The sequence below is a fragment of the Actinopolymorpha sp. NPDC004070 genome, assembly GCF_040610475.1.
In the GTDB taxonomy this organism is placed as follows: domain Bacteria; phylum Actinomycetota; class Actinomycetes; order Propionibacteriales; family Actinopolymorphaceae; genus Actinopolymorpha.
Map to the genome: position 1 here is coordinate 157,574 of NZ_JBEXMJ010000005.1, position 15,142 is coordinate 172,715.

Annotated in this window: 13 protein-coding genes and 1 riboswitch; of the genes, 3 read left to right on the forward strand and 10 right to left on the reverse strand. The window is 71.6% G+C overall.

Annotated features, from left to right (window positions below):
* Positions 1 to 128 precede the first annotated feature (128 nt).
* The 8 genes from ABZV93_RS11450 to ABZV93_RS11485 form a co-directional block, all read right to left on the reverse strand.
* The gene (locus tag ABZV93_RS11450) at positions 129 to 1,379 is read right to left on the reverse strand and encodes a dipeptidase (protein WP_354933594.1); all 1,251 of its coding nucleotides are present in this window, start codon (positions 1,377 to 1,379) and stop codon (positions 129 to 131) included.
* A 108-nt stretch (positions 1,380 to 1,487) separates the two neighbouring features.
* The gene (gene groL / locus ABZV93_RS11455; RefSeq protein ID WP_092649935.1) at positions 1,488 to 3,119 is read right to left on the reverse strand and encodes a chaperonin GroEL; all 1,632 of its coding nucleotides are present in this window, start codon (positions 3,117 to 3,119) and stop codon (positions 1,488 to 1,490) included.
* 451 nt (positions 3,120 to 3,570) lie between these two features.
* Complete coding sequence (locus ABZV93_RS11460) at positions 3,571 to 3,771, reverse strand: cold-shock protein (protein WP_092649937.1); 201 nt, start codon at positions 3,769 to 3,771, stop codon at positions 3,571 to 3,573.
* Positions 3,772 to 4,084: 313 nt separating this feature from the next.
* The gene (locus tag ABZV93_RS11465) at positions 4,085 to 5,665 is read right to left on the reverse strand and encodes a hypothetical protein (protein WP_354933597.1); all 1,581 of its coding nucleotides are present in this window, start codon (positions 5,663 to 5,665) and stop codon (positions 4,085 to 4,087) included.
* A 62-nt stretch (positions 5,666 to 5,727) separates the two neighbouring features.
* Positions 5,728 to 6,009: a MoaD/ThiS family protein gene (locus ABZV93_RS11470; protein WP_179786277.1), complete on the reverse strand. Its 282-nt coding sequence runs from the start codon at positions 6,007 to 6,009 to the stop codon at positions 5,728 to 5,730.
* Positions 6,006 to 7,286: a threonine synthase gene (gene thrC / locus ABZV93_RS11475; RefSeq protein WP_354933598.1), complete on the reverse strand. Its 1,281-nt coding sequence runs from the start codon at positions 7,284 to 7,286 to the stop codon at positions 6,006 to 6,008. The genes ABZV93_RS11470 and thrC overlap by 4 nt, the downstream gene beginning before the upstream one ends.
* Positions 7,287 to 7,298: 12 nt before the next feature.
* A riboswitch (SAM riboswitch) is annotated at positions 7,299 to 7,471 on the reverse strand.
* 302 nt (positions 7,472 to 7,773) lie between these two features.
* A complete protein-coding gene (locus tag ABZV93_RS11480; protein ID WP_354933600.1) occupies positions 7,774 to 8,019 on the reverse strand; it encodes a hypothetical protein in 246 nt (81 codons plus the stop codon).
* A 25-nt stretch (positions 8,020 to 8,044) separates the two neighbouring features.
* A complete protein-coding gene (locus tag ABZV93_RS11485) occupies positions 8,045 to 8,656 on the reverse strand; it encodes a hypothetical protein (protein WP_354933602.1) in 612 nt (203 codons plus the stop codon).
* 151 nt (positions 8,657 to 8,807) lie between these two features.
* Here ABZV93_RS11485 and ABZV93_RS11490 point away from each other — a divergent pair, with 151 nt between their 5' ends.
* Entirely contained in the window at positions 8,808 to 10,268 is a 1,461-nt protein-coding gene (locus ABZV93_RS11490; RefSeq protein WP_354933604.1) for a trehalose-6-phosphate synthase, read from the forward strand.
* A gap of 201 nt (positions 10,269 to 10,469) precedes the next feature.
* Positions 10,470 to 12,035 carry a P-loop NTPase gene (locus ABZV93_RS11495; protein ID WP_354933606.1) on the forward strand — a complete coding sequence of 522 codons (1,566 nt, stop codon included), beginning with the start codon at positions 10,470 to 10,472 and terminating at the stop codon, positions 12,033 to 12,035.
* Between the two features lie 10 nt (positions 12,036 to 12,045).
* On the opposite strand, the gene otsB is transcribed toward ABZV93_RS11495, so the two are convergent.
* A complete protein-coding gene (gene otsB, locus ABZV93_RS11500; RefSeq protein ID WP_354933608.1) occupies positions 12,046 to 12,891 on the reverse strand; it encodes a trehalose-phosphatase in 846 nt (281 codons plus the stop codon).
* The gene (locus ABZV93_RS11505) at positions 12,888 to 13,256 is read right to left on the reverse strand and encodes a DUF3263 domain-containing protein (RefSeq protein WP_354933610.1); all 369 of its coding nucleotides are present in this window, start codon (positions 13,254 to 13,256) and stop codon (positions 12,888 to 12,890) included. Before ABZV93_RS11505 ends, otsB begins: the two co-directional genes overlap by 4 nt.
* A gap of 257 nt (positions 13,257 to 13,513) precedes the next feature.
* Here ABZV93_RS11505 and ABZV93_RS11510 point away from each other — a divergent pair, with 257 nt between their 5' ends.
* The gene (locus tag ABZV93_RS11510) at positions 13,514 to 15,136 is read left to right on the forward strand and encodes an amidase (RefSeq protein ID WP_354933612.1); all 1,623 of its coding nucleotides are present in this window, start codon (positions 13,514 to 13,516) and stop codon (positions 15,134 to 15,136) included.
* The last annotated feature ends 6 nt before the right edge of the window (positions 15,137 to 15,142 follow it).

Below are 15,142 nucleotides of genomic sequence, written 5' to 3' on the forward strand. Positions count from 1 at the left end.
TGTCCTCCTGGCGGCGTTCTTGTAGGTAGTAAGACGCAACGCCCGTGGATTGGTCCGTGACCAGATGACCGCCGCCGCACCTTGTTGATGCCGGCACCGCCAACCGCAGCAAGGGCTATTCCTGTCAACTAGCTGTTGACATCTACTGAGTTCCCGTTGCGAAGACGCGACGATGCCGCGGGGGGGCCGTCGAGGGACTCGATGGTGGCGATGGACGGACCGCGGCGCGTACGCAGATCGCGGGAGACGGCCTCGGCGTCCCTGAGCGCCCGGATCGCGTTCGCGCCGGCCAGCTTGGCGAGGTCCTGTTCGGACCAGCCGCGTTCCAGCAGCGCCGCGAAGAGCAGCGGGTAGCCCGACACGTCGCCGAGCCCCACCGGGAACGTGTCGGTGCCGTCGTAGTCGCCGCCGAGCCCGATGTGGTCGATACCTGCCACCTCGCGTACGTGCTCCACATGCGCCACCACGTCGGAGAGCGCGGCGTCCGGCTTCGGGTGCTCCTTGCGCCACTGCCGACTGAACTCGAAGAACGCACTGAGGTCGGTCGGGCTAATGCCCTGTGCCCGCGCCGCCTCCGACGCCTCCACCCGCCAGAGCGCGCACGCGGGTGAGACGAACTCCGGCACGAACGTCACCATGCACACGCCGCCGTTCGCCGGAAGCAGGGCGAGCACGTCGTCGGGGACGTTCCGCGCCACGTCACACACCGCCCGGGCCGAGGAGTGGGAGAAGATCACCGGCGCCTCGCTGCTCGCCAGAGCTGCCCGCATGGTGTCGGCGGAGACGTGGGACAGGTCGACGAGCATGCCCAGCCGGTTCATCTCGGCGACGACTTCCAGCCCGAACTTCGACAGCCCGCCGACAGCCGGCTCGTCGGTCGCGGAGTCCGCCCACGGAACGTTGTCGTTGTGAGTGAGCGTCATGTACCGCACGCCGAGCGCGTGCATCGCGCGGAGCGTGGCCAGCGAACAGTCGATGGAGTGGCCGCCTTCCATACCCATCAGGGACGCGATCCGGCCGGAGGCGAAAACCTGCTCCACCTCGTCGGCCGTGGTCGCCAACCCGAACGTGTCGGCGTACCGGCTGACCATCGCGTGCACGGCGTCGACCTGCTCCAGCGTCGCCGAGACCGCGTGGTCGCCCTGCAGCCGGCTCGGCACGTAGACCGACCAGAACTGCGCGCCGACGTGACCCTGCCGCAGCCGCGGGATGTCGGTCTGCAGGCTGGGCTGGTCGACGGCGATGTCCACCTTGTCGAAGTCGTACGCGCTGGCGTGCCGCATCGCGATCGGCAGGTCGTTGTGCCCGTCGACCAGCGGATGGGCGGCGAGCAGGGCCCGCGCTCGGTCGAGGTGGTCGGCAGGAGTCGTGGTGGCCATGCCCCGATCTTGCCGTGGGCGCCTCGCCGACATGCAGAAGGGCGGCCCTGGAGTGTTCCAGGACCGCCCTGCCGCTGTGATGCGGGAGTTACCGGGCTTCGAGCGAACTCAGAAGTCCATGCCTCCACCGTCGGGCATGCCGCCGCCCGCCGGGGCCTTCTCCTTCTCCGGCTTGTCCGCGACGACCGCCTCGGTGGTGAGGAACAGGCCGGCGATGGACGAGGCGTTCTGCAGCGCCGAGCGCACGACCTTGGCCGGGTCGGGAACGCCTGCCGCGAGCAGGTCGACGTACTCGCCGGTCGCGGCGTTGAGGCCGTGGCCGTCGGGGAGTCCGCGGACCTTCTCGGCGACAACGCCGCCCTCGAGGCCGGCGTTGACCGCGATCTGCTTCAGCGGAGCCTCGAGCGCCACCTTGACGATGTTGGCGCCGGTGGCCTCGTCACCTTCGAGGTCGAGCTTGTCGAAGGCCTTCTTGCCGGCCTGGACGAGCGCCACGCCGCCACCGGCGACGATGCCCTCCTCGACCGAGGCCTTCGCCGCGCGAACGGCGTCCTCGATGCGGTGCTTGCGCTCCTTCAGCTCCACCTCGGTGGCGGCGCCGACCTTGATCACCGCAACGCCGCCGGCCAGCTTGGCCAGCCGCTCCTGCAGCTTCTCGCGGTCGTAGTCGGAGTCGCTGCGCTCGATCTCGGCGCGGATCTGGTTGACCCGGCCGGAGATCTGCTCGGGGTCACCGGCACCCTCGACGATCGTCGTCTCGTCCTTGGTGACGACGACCTTGCGGGCGCGGCCGAGCAGGTCGAGACCGGCGTTCTCCAGCTTCAGGCCGACCTCCTCGGAGATGACCTGGCCACCGGTGAGGATGGCGATGTCGCCGAGCATGGCCTTGCGGCGGTCACCGAAGCCGGGAGCCTTGACGGCAACCGACTTGAAGGTGCCGCGGACCTTGTTGACGACGAGCGTGGCCAGGGCCTCGCCCTCGACGTCCTCGGCGATGATCGCCAGCGGCTTGCCGGACTGCATGACCTTCTCCAGCAGAGGGAGCATGTCCTTCACCGCGGAGATCTTGCCGTTGTAGACGAGAACGTAGGGGTCGTCGAGGACGGCCTCCATGCGCTCGGCGTCGGTCCAGAAGTACGGCGAGATGTAGCCCTTGTCGAAGCGCATACCCTCGGTGAGCTCGAGCTCGAGCCCGAAGGTGTTGCTCTCCTCGACGGTGATGACGCCTTCCTTGCCGACCTTGTCCATCGCCTCGGCGATGATCTCGCCGACGCTCGCGTCGCCACCGGCGGAGACGGCCGCCACAGAGGCGATCTGCTCCTTGGTCTCGACGTCCTTGGCGGCCTGGGCGAGCTGCTCGGTCACCCGGTCGACGGCGGCCTCGATGCCACGCTTGAGGCCCATCGGGTTGGCCCCGGCGGCGACGTTGCGCAGACCCTCGCGGACCAGCGCCTGGGCGAGCACGGTCGCGGTCGTGGTGCCGTCACCGGCCACATCGTCGGTCTTCTTGGCAACTTCCTTGACGAGCTCGGCCCCGATCTTCTCCCACGGGTCCTCGAGCTCGATCTCCTTCGCGATGGAGACGCCGTCGTTGGTGATCGTCGGCGCGCCCCACTTCTTCTCCAGGACGACGTTGCGGCCCTTGGGGCCGAGAGTCACCTTGACGGCGTCGGCGAGGGTGTTCATTCCCCGCTCGAGACCGCGGCGCGCGTCCTCGTTGAACGAGATGATCTTGGGCATCTAGCTGGATCCTCCCCCAGGTGGGTGGATGGTCGTGGGTTCGGGTCGACGCCCGCGACGGACGCTTCCCGGCCAGGCCGGGAACCTCGTCGAACCAAACCAAGTGGATTGTCACTCGCGACCTTCGAGTGCTAACACGTGTTTAGCACTCGCCCTGGGAGAGTGCAAGCCGAGGGCGGGGAGGCCGGACAAGCCGAGACCCCGGCCCTCGCAGCGTGCCCATCGATCCTTCACCGACGGACACACCCTCGCACACGTGTTGCCGCAGACGGGTTGCCGCAGACGGGTTGCCGCACACAGGTTGTTGCCGCACACAGGTTGTTGCCGCACACAGGTTGTTGCCGCACACGGGTTGCCGCACACGGGTTGCCGCACACGGGTTGCCGCGGACACGCCGGGGCCCGGACGGATCCTCCCGCCCGGGCCCCGGCGTCGCCTTCCGTGGTCTGGCTCAGACCGGGCGCACCTCGTGCGCTTCAAGCCCCTTCGGGCCACGGACGACCTCGAACTCGACGGCCTGGCCGTCGGCGAGGGACTTGTATCCGTCCATCTGGATCTTCGACCAGTGGACGAAGACGTCGTTACCGTCGTCCACCGCAATGAAGCCGTAGCCCTTTTCCGAGTTGAACCACTTCACGGTTCCCTGCGTCATGCCCTCTCCTCAGACCCGTTCGGGTGTCAGACCCGCCCGGCGCGGGCCCGGGTCGTACTCACCGCACCCGTCCCGCGAGGGGAGGTGTTGCGATCGATCAGCGCGCATTCCCACCGTTGGCGGTCGAGCCGTTACGCACGATCATGGCGACCACGGCCGACCATAACCAAAAACGTGTCCGGTGTGGAGATGTCTGAACGATCTCGTTTGGGCCAGGTTCGGCCCCGTCACCCCACTCAGAATCACGGAACGTCAACGGTCTACTACATCGGCCACAGCGCGTAACTACCATCCCGCTATGCAGGACAAAACGTCAGCTGGCCAGCGGAGACGCCCCGAAGGATTCCGCCCAGTCGTAGGTCAGTTCCTCGTCGCCGGAGCGCCACCGGCGCGGAACCGTCGACCACAACCAGTCCAGTGGCTCGAGCCCGCCGGGCTGCCCGCCGTCCAGGGCCAGCCGGACGGCCGCGCGCAGGTCGGCGTCCACCTTCGGCGTACGGGAGGCAGGGTCCACCGAGACGAACAACGCCGTCCCCGAGCGGGCTACCAGGTCGAGGAACTGGCGGTTCTTCTCCCACGGCGTCACCGGCGTGCACGGCACGCAGTCGGCGTCGGCGGCGAAGAACGCACCGTGCTGGGCGAGCCGGTACGCGAGCGTGTTGACGCCCATCCGGCGGGTGCGTTCCCAGTCCCGGCCGGAGGTGTCGTCACCGATCCGCTGCACCTCCACCAGGCCGGCGGCCAGGTGCCCGACGGTGTTGCAGCCGATCACCACCGCACTGCCGGCACCCTCGCGGATCGTCTCGTACAGCCGCAGCAGGATCTCGGCGTTCGTACGCCCGCGGTCGGCGAAGTGCCATCCGGGGTCGGTCAGCCCCGCACCCATCGCCGGGCCGAACCGGCCGAACGCGTCGAAGGTCGAGAAGTCGTGCTTGACCAGCTCGAAGCCCCAGCCGACCAGCCGGGCCACGTCCTCGCCGATCGTGCGCAGGTTGTCCGGCAGGGTGAGGTCGAGCGGCTGCTCGCGTGCCGGGCGCGGGCCCGGCCGCAGCCGCGGCGGGTCGGTCACGGTGGACAGCGCGGCGGGGCGCATCCAGATCCCCGGCCGGGCACCCCGCGCCGCGATGTCGGCGGCGAAGCCCGGCATGTCGTCGAAGAGGCCGGGGACACCGGCGGTCCAGGGGCCACCCGGGCAGACGCCACCGGGGCTCCAGCCGGCGTCGACGACACAGAACGGCCGCACCGGATGGCCGTCGGCGTACGACACGATCGTCTCGGCGTCGCGCAGGATCTGGGCGGGGCCGAAGTCGCGGCCGTAGGCGTAGTACCAGTTGTTGGCGCCGACCACTGGCTCGGCCACCGGCAGCGGGTCGGCGCACATCGCCGCTGTCAACCCGCGCTGGACGGCGTAGGGCGAGGCGTTCGCGTCGCCGGCGACCTCGACCACCGTGGCCGCGGACAGCACCCGATCCCCCAGCGAGACCGGGCCGCCGCCGTTGCGGACGTCGAGCCACAACGAGCAGCCGTCCTCGTCGACGGTCCAGGCGCAGAAGGCGTTCGGGCGTACGCGAACGCCCATGCCCGTGGTCGTCGCGGACACCGGGTCGTGCGCGAGCCACGACCACGGCAGCAGCCGCTCGGGCTGGTGGTGCCTCCAGGCGAGGTCACCGTAGGAGCGTTCCCAGGCGTCGCCGAGGACCAGCGCGGACGTGGCCACGCGGCGCCGCCAGCGCAGCACCACCCAGGACAGGCCGGCGTCCGGGCAGGCCACCGTGACGTCGAGACCGTTCGGCCCCTGGACCAGCCCGACCTCCACCTCGGCGGTGGTGAACCTGGTGGTCGGACCCGCGTCAAGGCGCGCTTGACGCGGGCCGTCGGTGCGCTCGTGCAGCACGAACGCCGCGTCCGGAATCGCGGGCGCCGGCGCGGTGACGCCGCCCGTCGCCGCCGGTGAGCTCAGCGGGCACCGCCGGCGACGGCGGGGATCACCGAGACCTGCGTACCCTCCGGGGTCGGGGTGTCCAGGCCGCCGGCGAAGCGCACGTCCTCCTCGCCGACATAGACGTTGACGAACCTGCGCAGCTTGCCTGCGTCGTCGAGCACACGCGCGCGGATGCCGGGGTAGTTCGCGTCCAGCGACTCCAGCACCTCGGCCAGGGTGTCGCCGTCGGCCTTCACCTCCGACGAGCCGCCGGTGTAGGTGCGCAGGATGGTGGGGATCCGAACCTTCACGCTCATGCGAGACCAGCCTCCGTGAATGCTTCGTACGTCGGGCGGATGGTGGCCTTCGGGCCGACCCTGCCGGCGATGGCGTCCAGGGTCTTCAGCCCGTCGCCGGAGTTGATGATCACGGTCTCGGCGGCCGGGTCGAGCTTGCCGGTGCGCACCAGCTTCGCCAGCGTGGCCACGGTCACCCCGCCGGCGGTCTCACCGAAGATGCCCTCGGTGCGGGCCAGCCGGGCGATGCCGTCGACCACTTCCTCGTCGGAGACGTCCTCGACGGTCCCGCCGGTGCGCCGCACCACGTCCAGGACGTACGGCCCGTCCGCGGGGTTGCCGATCGCCAGCGACTTCGCCAGCGTCTGTGGCTTCACCGGGGCGACCACGTCGTGGCCGGCGTGGAACGCCGCCGACACCGGGGAGCAGCCGGTGGCCTGGGCGCCGAAGATGCGGTACGGCGTGTCCTCCACCAGCCCGAGCTCGACCAGCTCGCGGATGCCCTTGTCGATCTTCACCAGCTGGGCGCCGGACGCGATCGGGACGACGATCTGCTCGGGCAGCCGCCAGCCGAGCTGCTCGGCGATCTCGTACCCCAGCGTCTTGGAGCCCTCGGCGTAGTAGGGCCGGACGTTGACGTTGACGAACGCCCAGGTCTCCTCCTCGCCGGCGATCTCGCTGGCCAGGCGGTTGACGTCGTCGTAGGTGCCCTCGACGGCGACGAGCGTGCCGCCGTACACCGCGGTGGTGACAATCTTCTGCTGCTCGAGGTTGTGCGGCACCAGCACCACGCTGCGGATCCCGGCGCGGGCGGCGGCCGCGGCCACGGCGTTGGCGAGGTTGCCCGTGGACGGGCAGGCCAGCACCTGGAAGCCCAGCTCACGGGCCGCGGTCAGCGCGACGGCGACGACGCGGTCCTTGAACGAGTGGGTGGGGTTGCCGGAGTCGTCCTTGACCCACAGCCGGGCCAGGTCCAGGTCGGCGGCGAGCCGGTCGGCGCGCACCAGCCGGGTGAGCCCGGGCTCGGTGTTGGGGAACGACGCCACGTCGGCCGGCACGGGAAGCAGTTCGCGGTAACGCCAGATGTTGTGCGGGCCGGCGGCGATCTGCTCGCGGGTCACCGTGGGGAAGTCGTAGCCCACCTCGAGCGGGCCGAAGCACTCCGAGCACGCGTAGTGGGCGCCGAGCGGGCTGCTGGCTCCGCACTCCCGACATCGCAGTTCGGTGGCGTTCCCGAAGGCGCCGGGGCGGATCGTGTGGGTGCCGGGCGTGGTGCTGTCGGCGTAGGTCGTCGTCATGCGAGGCCTCTCCTCTCATCTTTCCCGCGTACGTCCGCTCGGGAGGTCGTCCCGGACGCGGAGTCGTGGGCCGGAGTTGGCACCGTGGCCGCCGTGGGCCTGCATGTACGCGAGACACACTCGTCGGCGGTCGGCCGGTTGCCGGGGCTTCGTCGGGCCGGTCCCTCTGCCCCTCTGGATGAGTTCCTTGTTCAGTTGTGGTGTTCAGTTGTGGCGGTTCGGCTGTGCGGCCCCTCCAGGGGCAAGCGGCGACGTCGGTCGTGTCACCGCCTGCGGGCGAGCCTAACGGGTAGGTCCGGGCGAACGTCGACAGCGTTCAGAATGCGAGACGAGCTGTCCGAATGGAGGACAAGCCGGGCTCATCGGGCCGGCCACGCCCCCGCCGCGGCCGTCGCGGCCGGCGTGGAACGCCGAAGCGGCGCCACCGCGGCCGGGCTTCGGGAACCGTCGCACAGCGCGACGGCGGCCACCTGGGCGGGCAGCGGGTTCAGCTCACCGTCGTCGGTGAACAGCCAGGTGTTGGCGCCCACGGCGGCCTGCCGGACCCCGTCCGGCGTACTGAAGACTCCGCGCTGTAGCCGAAGACCGCGCCGTCGTGGCCCCAGACGACGCCACCGGGAACACAGGGCACCTGCACCGGGAAGATCCCCAGGCCGTAGCCGAACTTCCCGGTGTCGGTCATCTGCGCGACCTGGGCCTTCGGCAGCAGCCGGCCGGTGAACAACGCGTGCACGAACGTCGTCTCGTCGCGGGTCGTGTCAAGCGCGCTTTACACCCGCTCCGGTGAGGAGTCGCAGGTAGGCCGGCGCCGCATCGGGCACCAGCACCCGCAGGGCGAGGTCGCGGACCGAGGCCTTCGGCACCAGGAAGGCGGTCACGACGTTCTGGGTCTCACCACCGGGAATCGGATGCCGCAGGAACCGGCCGGTGTGCCGGAAGCAGCCGATCGCGGATTCCTTGACCTGCCGCCGGATGTCGGTGAAGAGCACGCCGGCAGGGTGCCAGGTGTGCCCTCTGCGGTCGGCGACGGAGAACTCGCAGCCCTGGATCCGGCGGCCCGCGGCGCGGTCTCGCGGCGTGACCATCAGCGCGACGTACACGGCGGTCCAACCCGCCCGCACCCGCAGCGGATGCCGCGGAGCGCTCGCGGTGAACGTCACCAGCCGCCAGGCGGCACCCGCGTACTCCCCGGTCCGGCCGACGGCGACCGTCTGTGCCTGCCGCATCACCGGCTTGCCGGGGTGGTCGGCCGCGACGGCATCCGTCACCGCCGCGAGCGGGAGCAGAAGGGCGAAGGCCAGCAGCCACCGCAGTCGTACGACAGAAAGCCAACGGCCGAGCACACTCGAAGGCCCACCACGCGATCCCACGCAGCAGATGTGCCCAGGTGGCGCGCCGCCGACCCGTCTGCGCACAGCTTTGTAACCGGCGGTGCGACCGCGCGGTGCAACCGGTTGGTCAGCGCTCCCGGCTGGCCTGAACGGCGGATGGGCCCGAGTCGAGGGCCTAGGCTCTGTCGCCATGGCGAGCGAACCGAACAAGAGCGTGCTGCTCGCCTCCAACCGAGGCCCGGTGTCATTCCGCCAGGACGACGCCGGCAGGCTCCAGTGCGTCGGAGGCTCCGGTGGACTGTCGGCGGCGCTCGCCGCGATCCCCCCTCAGGAGGACGCGCTGTGGGTCGCGGCCGCGCTGTCCGACGCCGACCGGCTCGCGGCCAGGTCGGCGCCGTCGGGCAGATTGGACGCCGCGGGGTACGACACCGGGACGATTCCGGTCCGGCTGCTCGACATCGAGCCGCTCACCTTCACCCGTGCGTACAACGGCATCGCCAACTCCACCCTGTGGTTTCTGCACCACCTGCTGTTCGACACCGCCAACGCGCCGCTCTTCGACCGGAGGTTCCGCCGGGAGTGGGCGTCCTACGTGGACTACAACACCGCGTTCGCGCAGGCACTCGCCGAGGAGGCCGCGCCGGGCGGGCGGGTGCTGATCCAGGACTACCACCTCACCCTGGCGCCACAACTGCTCCGTGCCCGCCGCCCCGACCTCGCCATCGGTCACTTCTCCCACACCCCGTGGGCGCCGCCGGACTACTACCGGCTGTTGCCCGACGACGTGGCGGTGGCCCTGCTGGAGGGGCTGCTCGCCGCGGACCACGCGGGCTTCCTCACCCGGCGGTGGGCGCGGGCGTTCCTGGCGTGCTGTGAGGCCGTGCTCGGCGCGCGGGTCGACTGGGCGCACGACACCGTGGAGTACGCCGGCCGGCGCACCGTCGTGGGCGTGCACTCGCTCGGCGTGGACGCCGGCGCCATGCGCGCCCGGGCCAACGCACCCGACGTGTGGGCCCGGATGGCGGGACTGCGCGCCCAGGTCGGTGACCGTCTCCTGCTGGTCCGGGTCGACCGGGCCGAGCTGAGCAAGAACATCGTGCGGGGACTGCTGGCGTACCGCGAACTACTGCGCCGACGGCCGGAGTGGCAGGGCCGGGTGGTGCACGCGGCGCTGGCCTACCCGAGCCGGCACGACATTCCGGAGTACCGCGAGTACTCCGCCTCGGTACAGCGCGTCGCCAAGGAGATCGTGGACGAGTTCGGCAGCCCGGACTGGGACCCCCTCGTGCTCACCGTCGACGACGACTACGCGCGCTCGCTCGCGACGTACCGCATGGCCCACGTCGCGGTGGTGAACCCCATCCGGGACGGGATGAACCTGGTCGCCAAGGAGATCCCGATCGTCTCCGACAACGGCTGTGCGCTGGTGCTGTCGCGCGAGGCCGGCGCTGCGGTCGAGCTCGGTGACGCGGCGTTCCTGATCAACCCGTTCGACATCGAGGAAACCGCCGAGGCGATGCACGCCGCGCTGTCGCTGAGTGGTGCCGAACGCCGCACGCGGTCGGCGCAGCTGGCGGAGGCGGCAGGCAGGTGCCCGCCGCAGGCCTGGCTCGCCGACCAGCTCCACGCCCTGGAGACCCACGCCGGCTGAGCGGTGACCGCCCTCGGGTGTACGCCGGAACCCCTCCCGAAATCCGCTAGTTCGGAATTCGGCGATTGTCCAGCATGCCAGCTGGAGAGCATTCCCTACCGAATGCGCGATTTCGGAAAGTCCCGCTGCGCAAGCCGGGGTCGACGGGCAGTCCTGCACGTCCGGCTATCCCGGCCGCCGCGTACCTGGAAGGCGACCGACGTGAGCAGCTCTCTCAACCGGCGTGGGGCGGTGCGCGCCGCCGGGTGGCCGGCAGGCATCGTCGTTGCGACCGTCGCCATCGGCCTGGCCGCCGCGTTCGCCCTCACCATCTCGGTGAGGCCGACCTTCGTGGCACAGTCCTCGGTGACGGTGGCGGCGTACTGGTCGGCATCGGCGAACGCCGGCCGGACCGCACCTGCCGACGGCATCCCGGCCGCGGGTGTGTACGACCCCGTCCTGTCACAGGGCGCCGTGGCCACCGTCGCCCGGATGGCCGAGTCGAGCCGGATCGCCCAGCTCACCGCCGCCCGGACGGGGCTTCCCGTCGGCGCGGTGAGGGGGCACCTGCGCGCGGGCTACCAACCCGGCGTCCAGGTCGTCACCCTCACCGGCGACGCGAAGACCTCCCGACGGGCCGCGGCGATCGTGAACACCGCGGCGACGGTGCTGCGCACCCAGGTCGCGACCGCCGGAATGTTCGGGAGCAAGGCGACCTTGACGGTGAGCCCCTGGGACCGCGCGGCGACCTCCTCGACCAGGGTGCCCACCAACCTTCCGCGGAACCTGGTGCTGGGCGGGATCGCCGGGCTCCTCGCCGGGCTGGTGATCGTGGTCGTACGCCGGCGAACGGACAGCACTCTGCGGTCCACCGACCAGATCGAGCGTGAACTGCAGGTCGGCATCCTCGGCACACTCCCGCGGGTACCGGCCCGGCAGCGCCACAAGGGAGCGCTCGGCGCCTGGCGCCGCCTGCGGGTCGCCCGGCCGGTGCGGTCCGCGGTCGCCGCGCTGGCCCCGCTCACCGACATCCCGGACCGGCGACTGCTGGTCACCAGCGCCTACCAGGACGACGGCAAGGCGTTCGTCAGCGCCCTGATCTCGCTCGCGCTCGCCGAGCAGTACTACCGCGTGACCTTGGTGGAGACGGACCTGCAGCGTCCCAGCGTGGGCGAGCACTTCCCGGGCGGCGGGGAGTACACCATCCAGCAGTTGATGTCGAAGCCGGAGCGGCTGCGGTCCGCCCAGGGGCCGCTGCGGGTCGTGTCGGCCGCGGAGTGCGACCCTGAGCTCAGCCGCGCGCTGCTGCGCAGCGTCGCCTTCCGGGACTTCCTGACCTCGACCCGCGAGCACAGCGACGTGCTCGTCCTCGACGGCCCGCCGGTGCTCGTCGGCGCGGGCCTGTCCGCCCTGGCCGCGGAATGCGACGCCGCCGTGGTGGTCGTACGCGCCTGCTCCACCGGTGTCGCCGAAGCTCGCCGGGCGATCCAGGTCCTTGACCGGCTGCAACTGCCGATCGCGGGCATCATCGTGGTCGACGCGCGCGACGAGGGCGGCCGGACGAGGTACCGCTCCGGCTCCGCACCGACGTTCGCACCGGCGCCTGCGCCCCTCCCCGAGTCGTCGCCCGCGCTGACCCCGCCCGCCTTTGCGAAGGCCGCGGGCGCCGAAGGCAACGACGACGAGCGGTACGCCAGCACCGACGACGAGGCAGACCGACTGGCCCGCAAGGCCGGTACGCCGGACCAATCGGCCGAACAACAGACGGAGACTGCTGCCGCGCGGTGACGTCCGCGCGTCAGGCGGGCATCCGGTCGGCGAGGGCGTCGAGGAACGCCGCCACCCCGGGCGGCCCGTCGAGCACCAGGTCGGCCCGGTCGGCGAGCGCGGTCACCTCGGTCGATCCCGAGCAGACCTTCAGGCCGGCGACGCCGCGCGACCGCAGCTCCTCGACCGTGTCGTAGGCGGGCAGGTCGCCGAGGTCGTCACCGGTGTAGGCGAGGGCGCTCGGGCCCACCTCCTCGGCCAGCTTGCGCAGCGCGGCGCCCTTGTCCATGCCGCCGGGCTTCAGCTCCAGCACCATCCGGCCGGGCTGGGCTTCCAGGTGGTGGGCGCGGGCCAGCTCGGTGAGCCGGTCGGTGAGCAACTCGGCCGCGGCGGCCGGGTCTGCGGTCTGGCGTACGTGGACCGCGACCGCCCGGCCCTTGTCCTCCACGCGGGTGCCGTCAGGCGCACCCCAGCGGCGGAGCAGGTCGGGCAGCGCCCGGCGGACCTCCTCGACCCCGGGAGCCACCGGCGGTGCGATGACCTCTCCGGTGCGGGCGTCCCAGCGTTCCTCGCCGTAGTGGCCGACCACGAGCAGGCCGGCGAGCTCGGAGACGTCGGTGAACCCGCCGAGCCGGACGACCACCTCGGCGGGCCGCCCGGTGACGATCGCGAGCGCCTGGAACCGCGGGGCGAGGCGGCGCAGCGCGGGCAGCACTCCCGGGTGGGCGAAGGCGCGTTCGGGGTCATCGACGATCGGTGACAGCACGCCGTCGAAGTCGAAGGCGAGCATCGACCGCTCAGGATGCTCGACGATCGCGCGGAGGGCGGCCTCGCCCTCGGGTGTGGTGGGCGTCGGCAGGGGGTCCGGAGAGGTCACCCGTCGACGCCGAGACGGCGCGCGGCGCGCGCCCGCTGGCGGCTGGACCGCAGCCGGCGGAGTCGCTTGACGAGCAACGGGTCGAACGCGAGCGCCTCGGGACGGTCGATCAGGGCGTTGAGCACCTGGTAGTAGCGGGTGGCCGACATCCCGAACTGGTCGCGGATGGCCTGCTCCTTGGCGCCGGCGTACTTCCACCACTGGCGCTCGAAGGAGATGATCTGCTGGTCGCGCTCACACAGCCCGGAGGTGGCGCGCGAGTCGAGGTCGGTCGACTCGATGGTGGATTCGGTGGTCGACTCGGTAGGCGATCCGTCGGAAAGGCCGGCAGCGATCTTCGGGGCCGGCTCCATTGCAGCGTCCATACCCGGGCATCCCTCCTCGGCGATCAGCGACGCCTGACATCGTACGACCGAAGCACAACGATGTCATTCAGCGCCGCCACGCGATTGTCGCGTTTGTTCGTGAGCACTGTCGTACAGCACAGCACCGACAAGTCGGCCCGAACGCGCACCGAACGCAGTCTGAACACCTGGCCGAGCACCTGCCGAGCGCCGCCTACCAGCGCCGGCTCCGCCGCGGTCCACCAGCGAGATCGCGCCGGGCAGTGCACCATGGCCGGGTGCCCGCCGCCGCTCCGTCACCCGGCTCCGCCGCAGCGTCGGCCGACCCCGCCGTCTCGTGGGACCCGTCGCCGTCGACCGCCTGCGCCGCCGCGCTGGACGCCGCCGAACTCCGCCACCGGTACGCCACCGGCGCCACCTCCGCCGCCGACCACGTCGCCGCGCTGCTGCGCCGGATCGAGGAGATCGACCGGTCCGGCCCCACCCTGCGGTCGGTGCTCGCCGTCGACCCACACGCGGTCGACCGTGCGGCCGAACGCGACGCCGAGCGCGCCCGCGGCCAGGTCCGCGGCCCGCTGCACGGGGTTCCGGTGCTGGTGAAGGACAACATCGACACCGCAGATGCCGCGGACATCGCGGACACCGGTGGCGCGCTGCCGACCACCGCGGGGTCGCTGGCACTCGCGGACGTACCCACCCCTTCCGACGCCCACCTGGTCACCGCCCTGCGCGCGGCCGGTGCGGTCCTCGTCGGCAAGGCCAACCTGTCGGAGTGGGCCAACTTCCGGTCCGGCTCCTCGACGTCGGGATGGAGCGGCGTCGGGGGTCTGTGCGTCAACCCGCACGCCCTGGACCGCTCGGCCGGAGGATCGTCGTCGGGTTCGGCGGCGGCGGTGGCGGCCGGCCTCGCACCGCTCGCGGTCGGCACCGAGACCGACGGATCCATCGTGTGCCCGGCGGCGCTGTGCGGGGTGGTGGGCATCAAGCCCACGGTCGGGCTGGTCTCGAGGACCGGCGTGGTGCCGATCTCCCACAGCCAGGACACGCCCGGGCCGATCGCCACCACGGTCGCCGACGCCGCGCTGCTGCTCGGGGTGCTGGCGGGCGCCGACCCCTCTGACGCCGCGACCATGCGGTCCGGCCGGGTGGCGTACTCCGACTACACGAGGTTCTGCCGGCCCGACGGGCTGGCGGGTGCCCGGATCGGGCTGCCGCGCGCCGGGCTGTGGGGATACAGCGCGGCAGCCGACGCGCTCGCCGAGGAAGCGGTCCGGCTGCTGGCCGCCCGCGGCGCCACGATCGTCGACCACGCCGACCTGCCCAGCATCGACGAGATCCGGGAGAGCGACGCGGAGTTCACGGTGCTGAGTACCGAGTTCAGGGCGGACCTGGAGAGCTACCTCGCCACCCGCCGGCCGGACGGGCCGCGCACGCTCGCCGAGCTGATCGCGTTCAACGACGCCCACGCCGACCGGGAGCTGACGCACTTCGGCCAGGACCGCTTCGAGAGCGCCCTGGCCACCCGGGGACTCTGCGACCCGGTCTACGTCGAGGCGCTGCGCACCTGCCGCCGGCTCGGGCGTACGCACGGCATCGACGCCGCTCTCGGCGCCGGCCGGCTGGACGCGCTGGTGATGCCGGCCTATCCCCCGGCCTGGAAGATCGACCTGGTCAACGGCGACCAGCTTCCCGGCGCGTGCACGACGCCGTCGGCGATCTCCGGCTATCCCGTGGTCACGGTGCCGTGCGGCGCGGTGGACGGCCTGCCCGTCGGGCTCGCGTTCGCGGGTACGGCGTGGAGCGAGCCGACGTTGATCCGGCTGGCGTACGCGTTCGAACAGGCCCTCGGCGCGCAGAGGCGGCAGGCGCGGCCGGCGTTCCGGCCTGCCCGGATCGGCTGACCGCGC

What these genes read in the sequence shown, in the direction of transcription:
- ABZV93_RS11450 (WP_354933594.1), bottom strand. Translation starts at nt 1,379, where the DNA reads ATGGCCACCACGACTCCTGCCGACCACCTCGACCGAGCGCGGGCCCTG.
- groL (WP_092649935.1), bottom strand. Translation starts at nt 3,119, where the DNA reads ATGCCCAAGATCATCTCGTTCAACGAGGACGCGCGCCGCGGTCTCGAG.
- ABZV93_RS11460 (WP_092649937.1), bottom strand. Translation starts at nt 3,771, where the DNA reads ATGACGCAGGGAACCGTGAAGTGGTTCAACTCGGAAAAGGGCTACGGC.
- ABZV93_RS11470 (WP_179786277.1), bottom strand. Translation starts at nt 6,009, where the DNA reads ATGAGCGTGAAGGTTCGGATCCCCACCATCCTGCGCACCTACACCGGC.
- thrC (WP_354933598.1), bottom strand. Translation starts at nt 7,286, where the DNA reads ATGACGACGACCTACGCCGACAGCACCACGCCCGGCACCCACACGATC.
- ABZV93_RS11490 (WP_354933604.1), top strand. Translation starts at nt 8,808, where the DNA reads ATGGCGAGCGAACCGAACAAGAGCGTGCTGCTCGCCTCCAACCGAGGC.
- ABZV93_RS11505 (WP_354933610.1), bottom strand. Translation starts at nt 13,256, where the DNA reads ATGGACGCTGCAATGGAGCCGGCCCCGAAGATCGCTGCCGGCCTTTCC.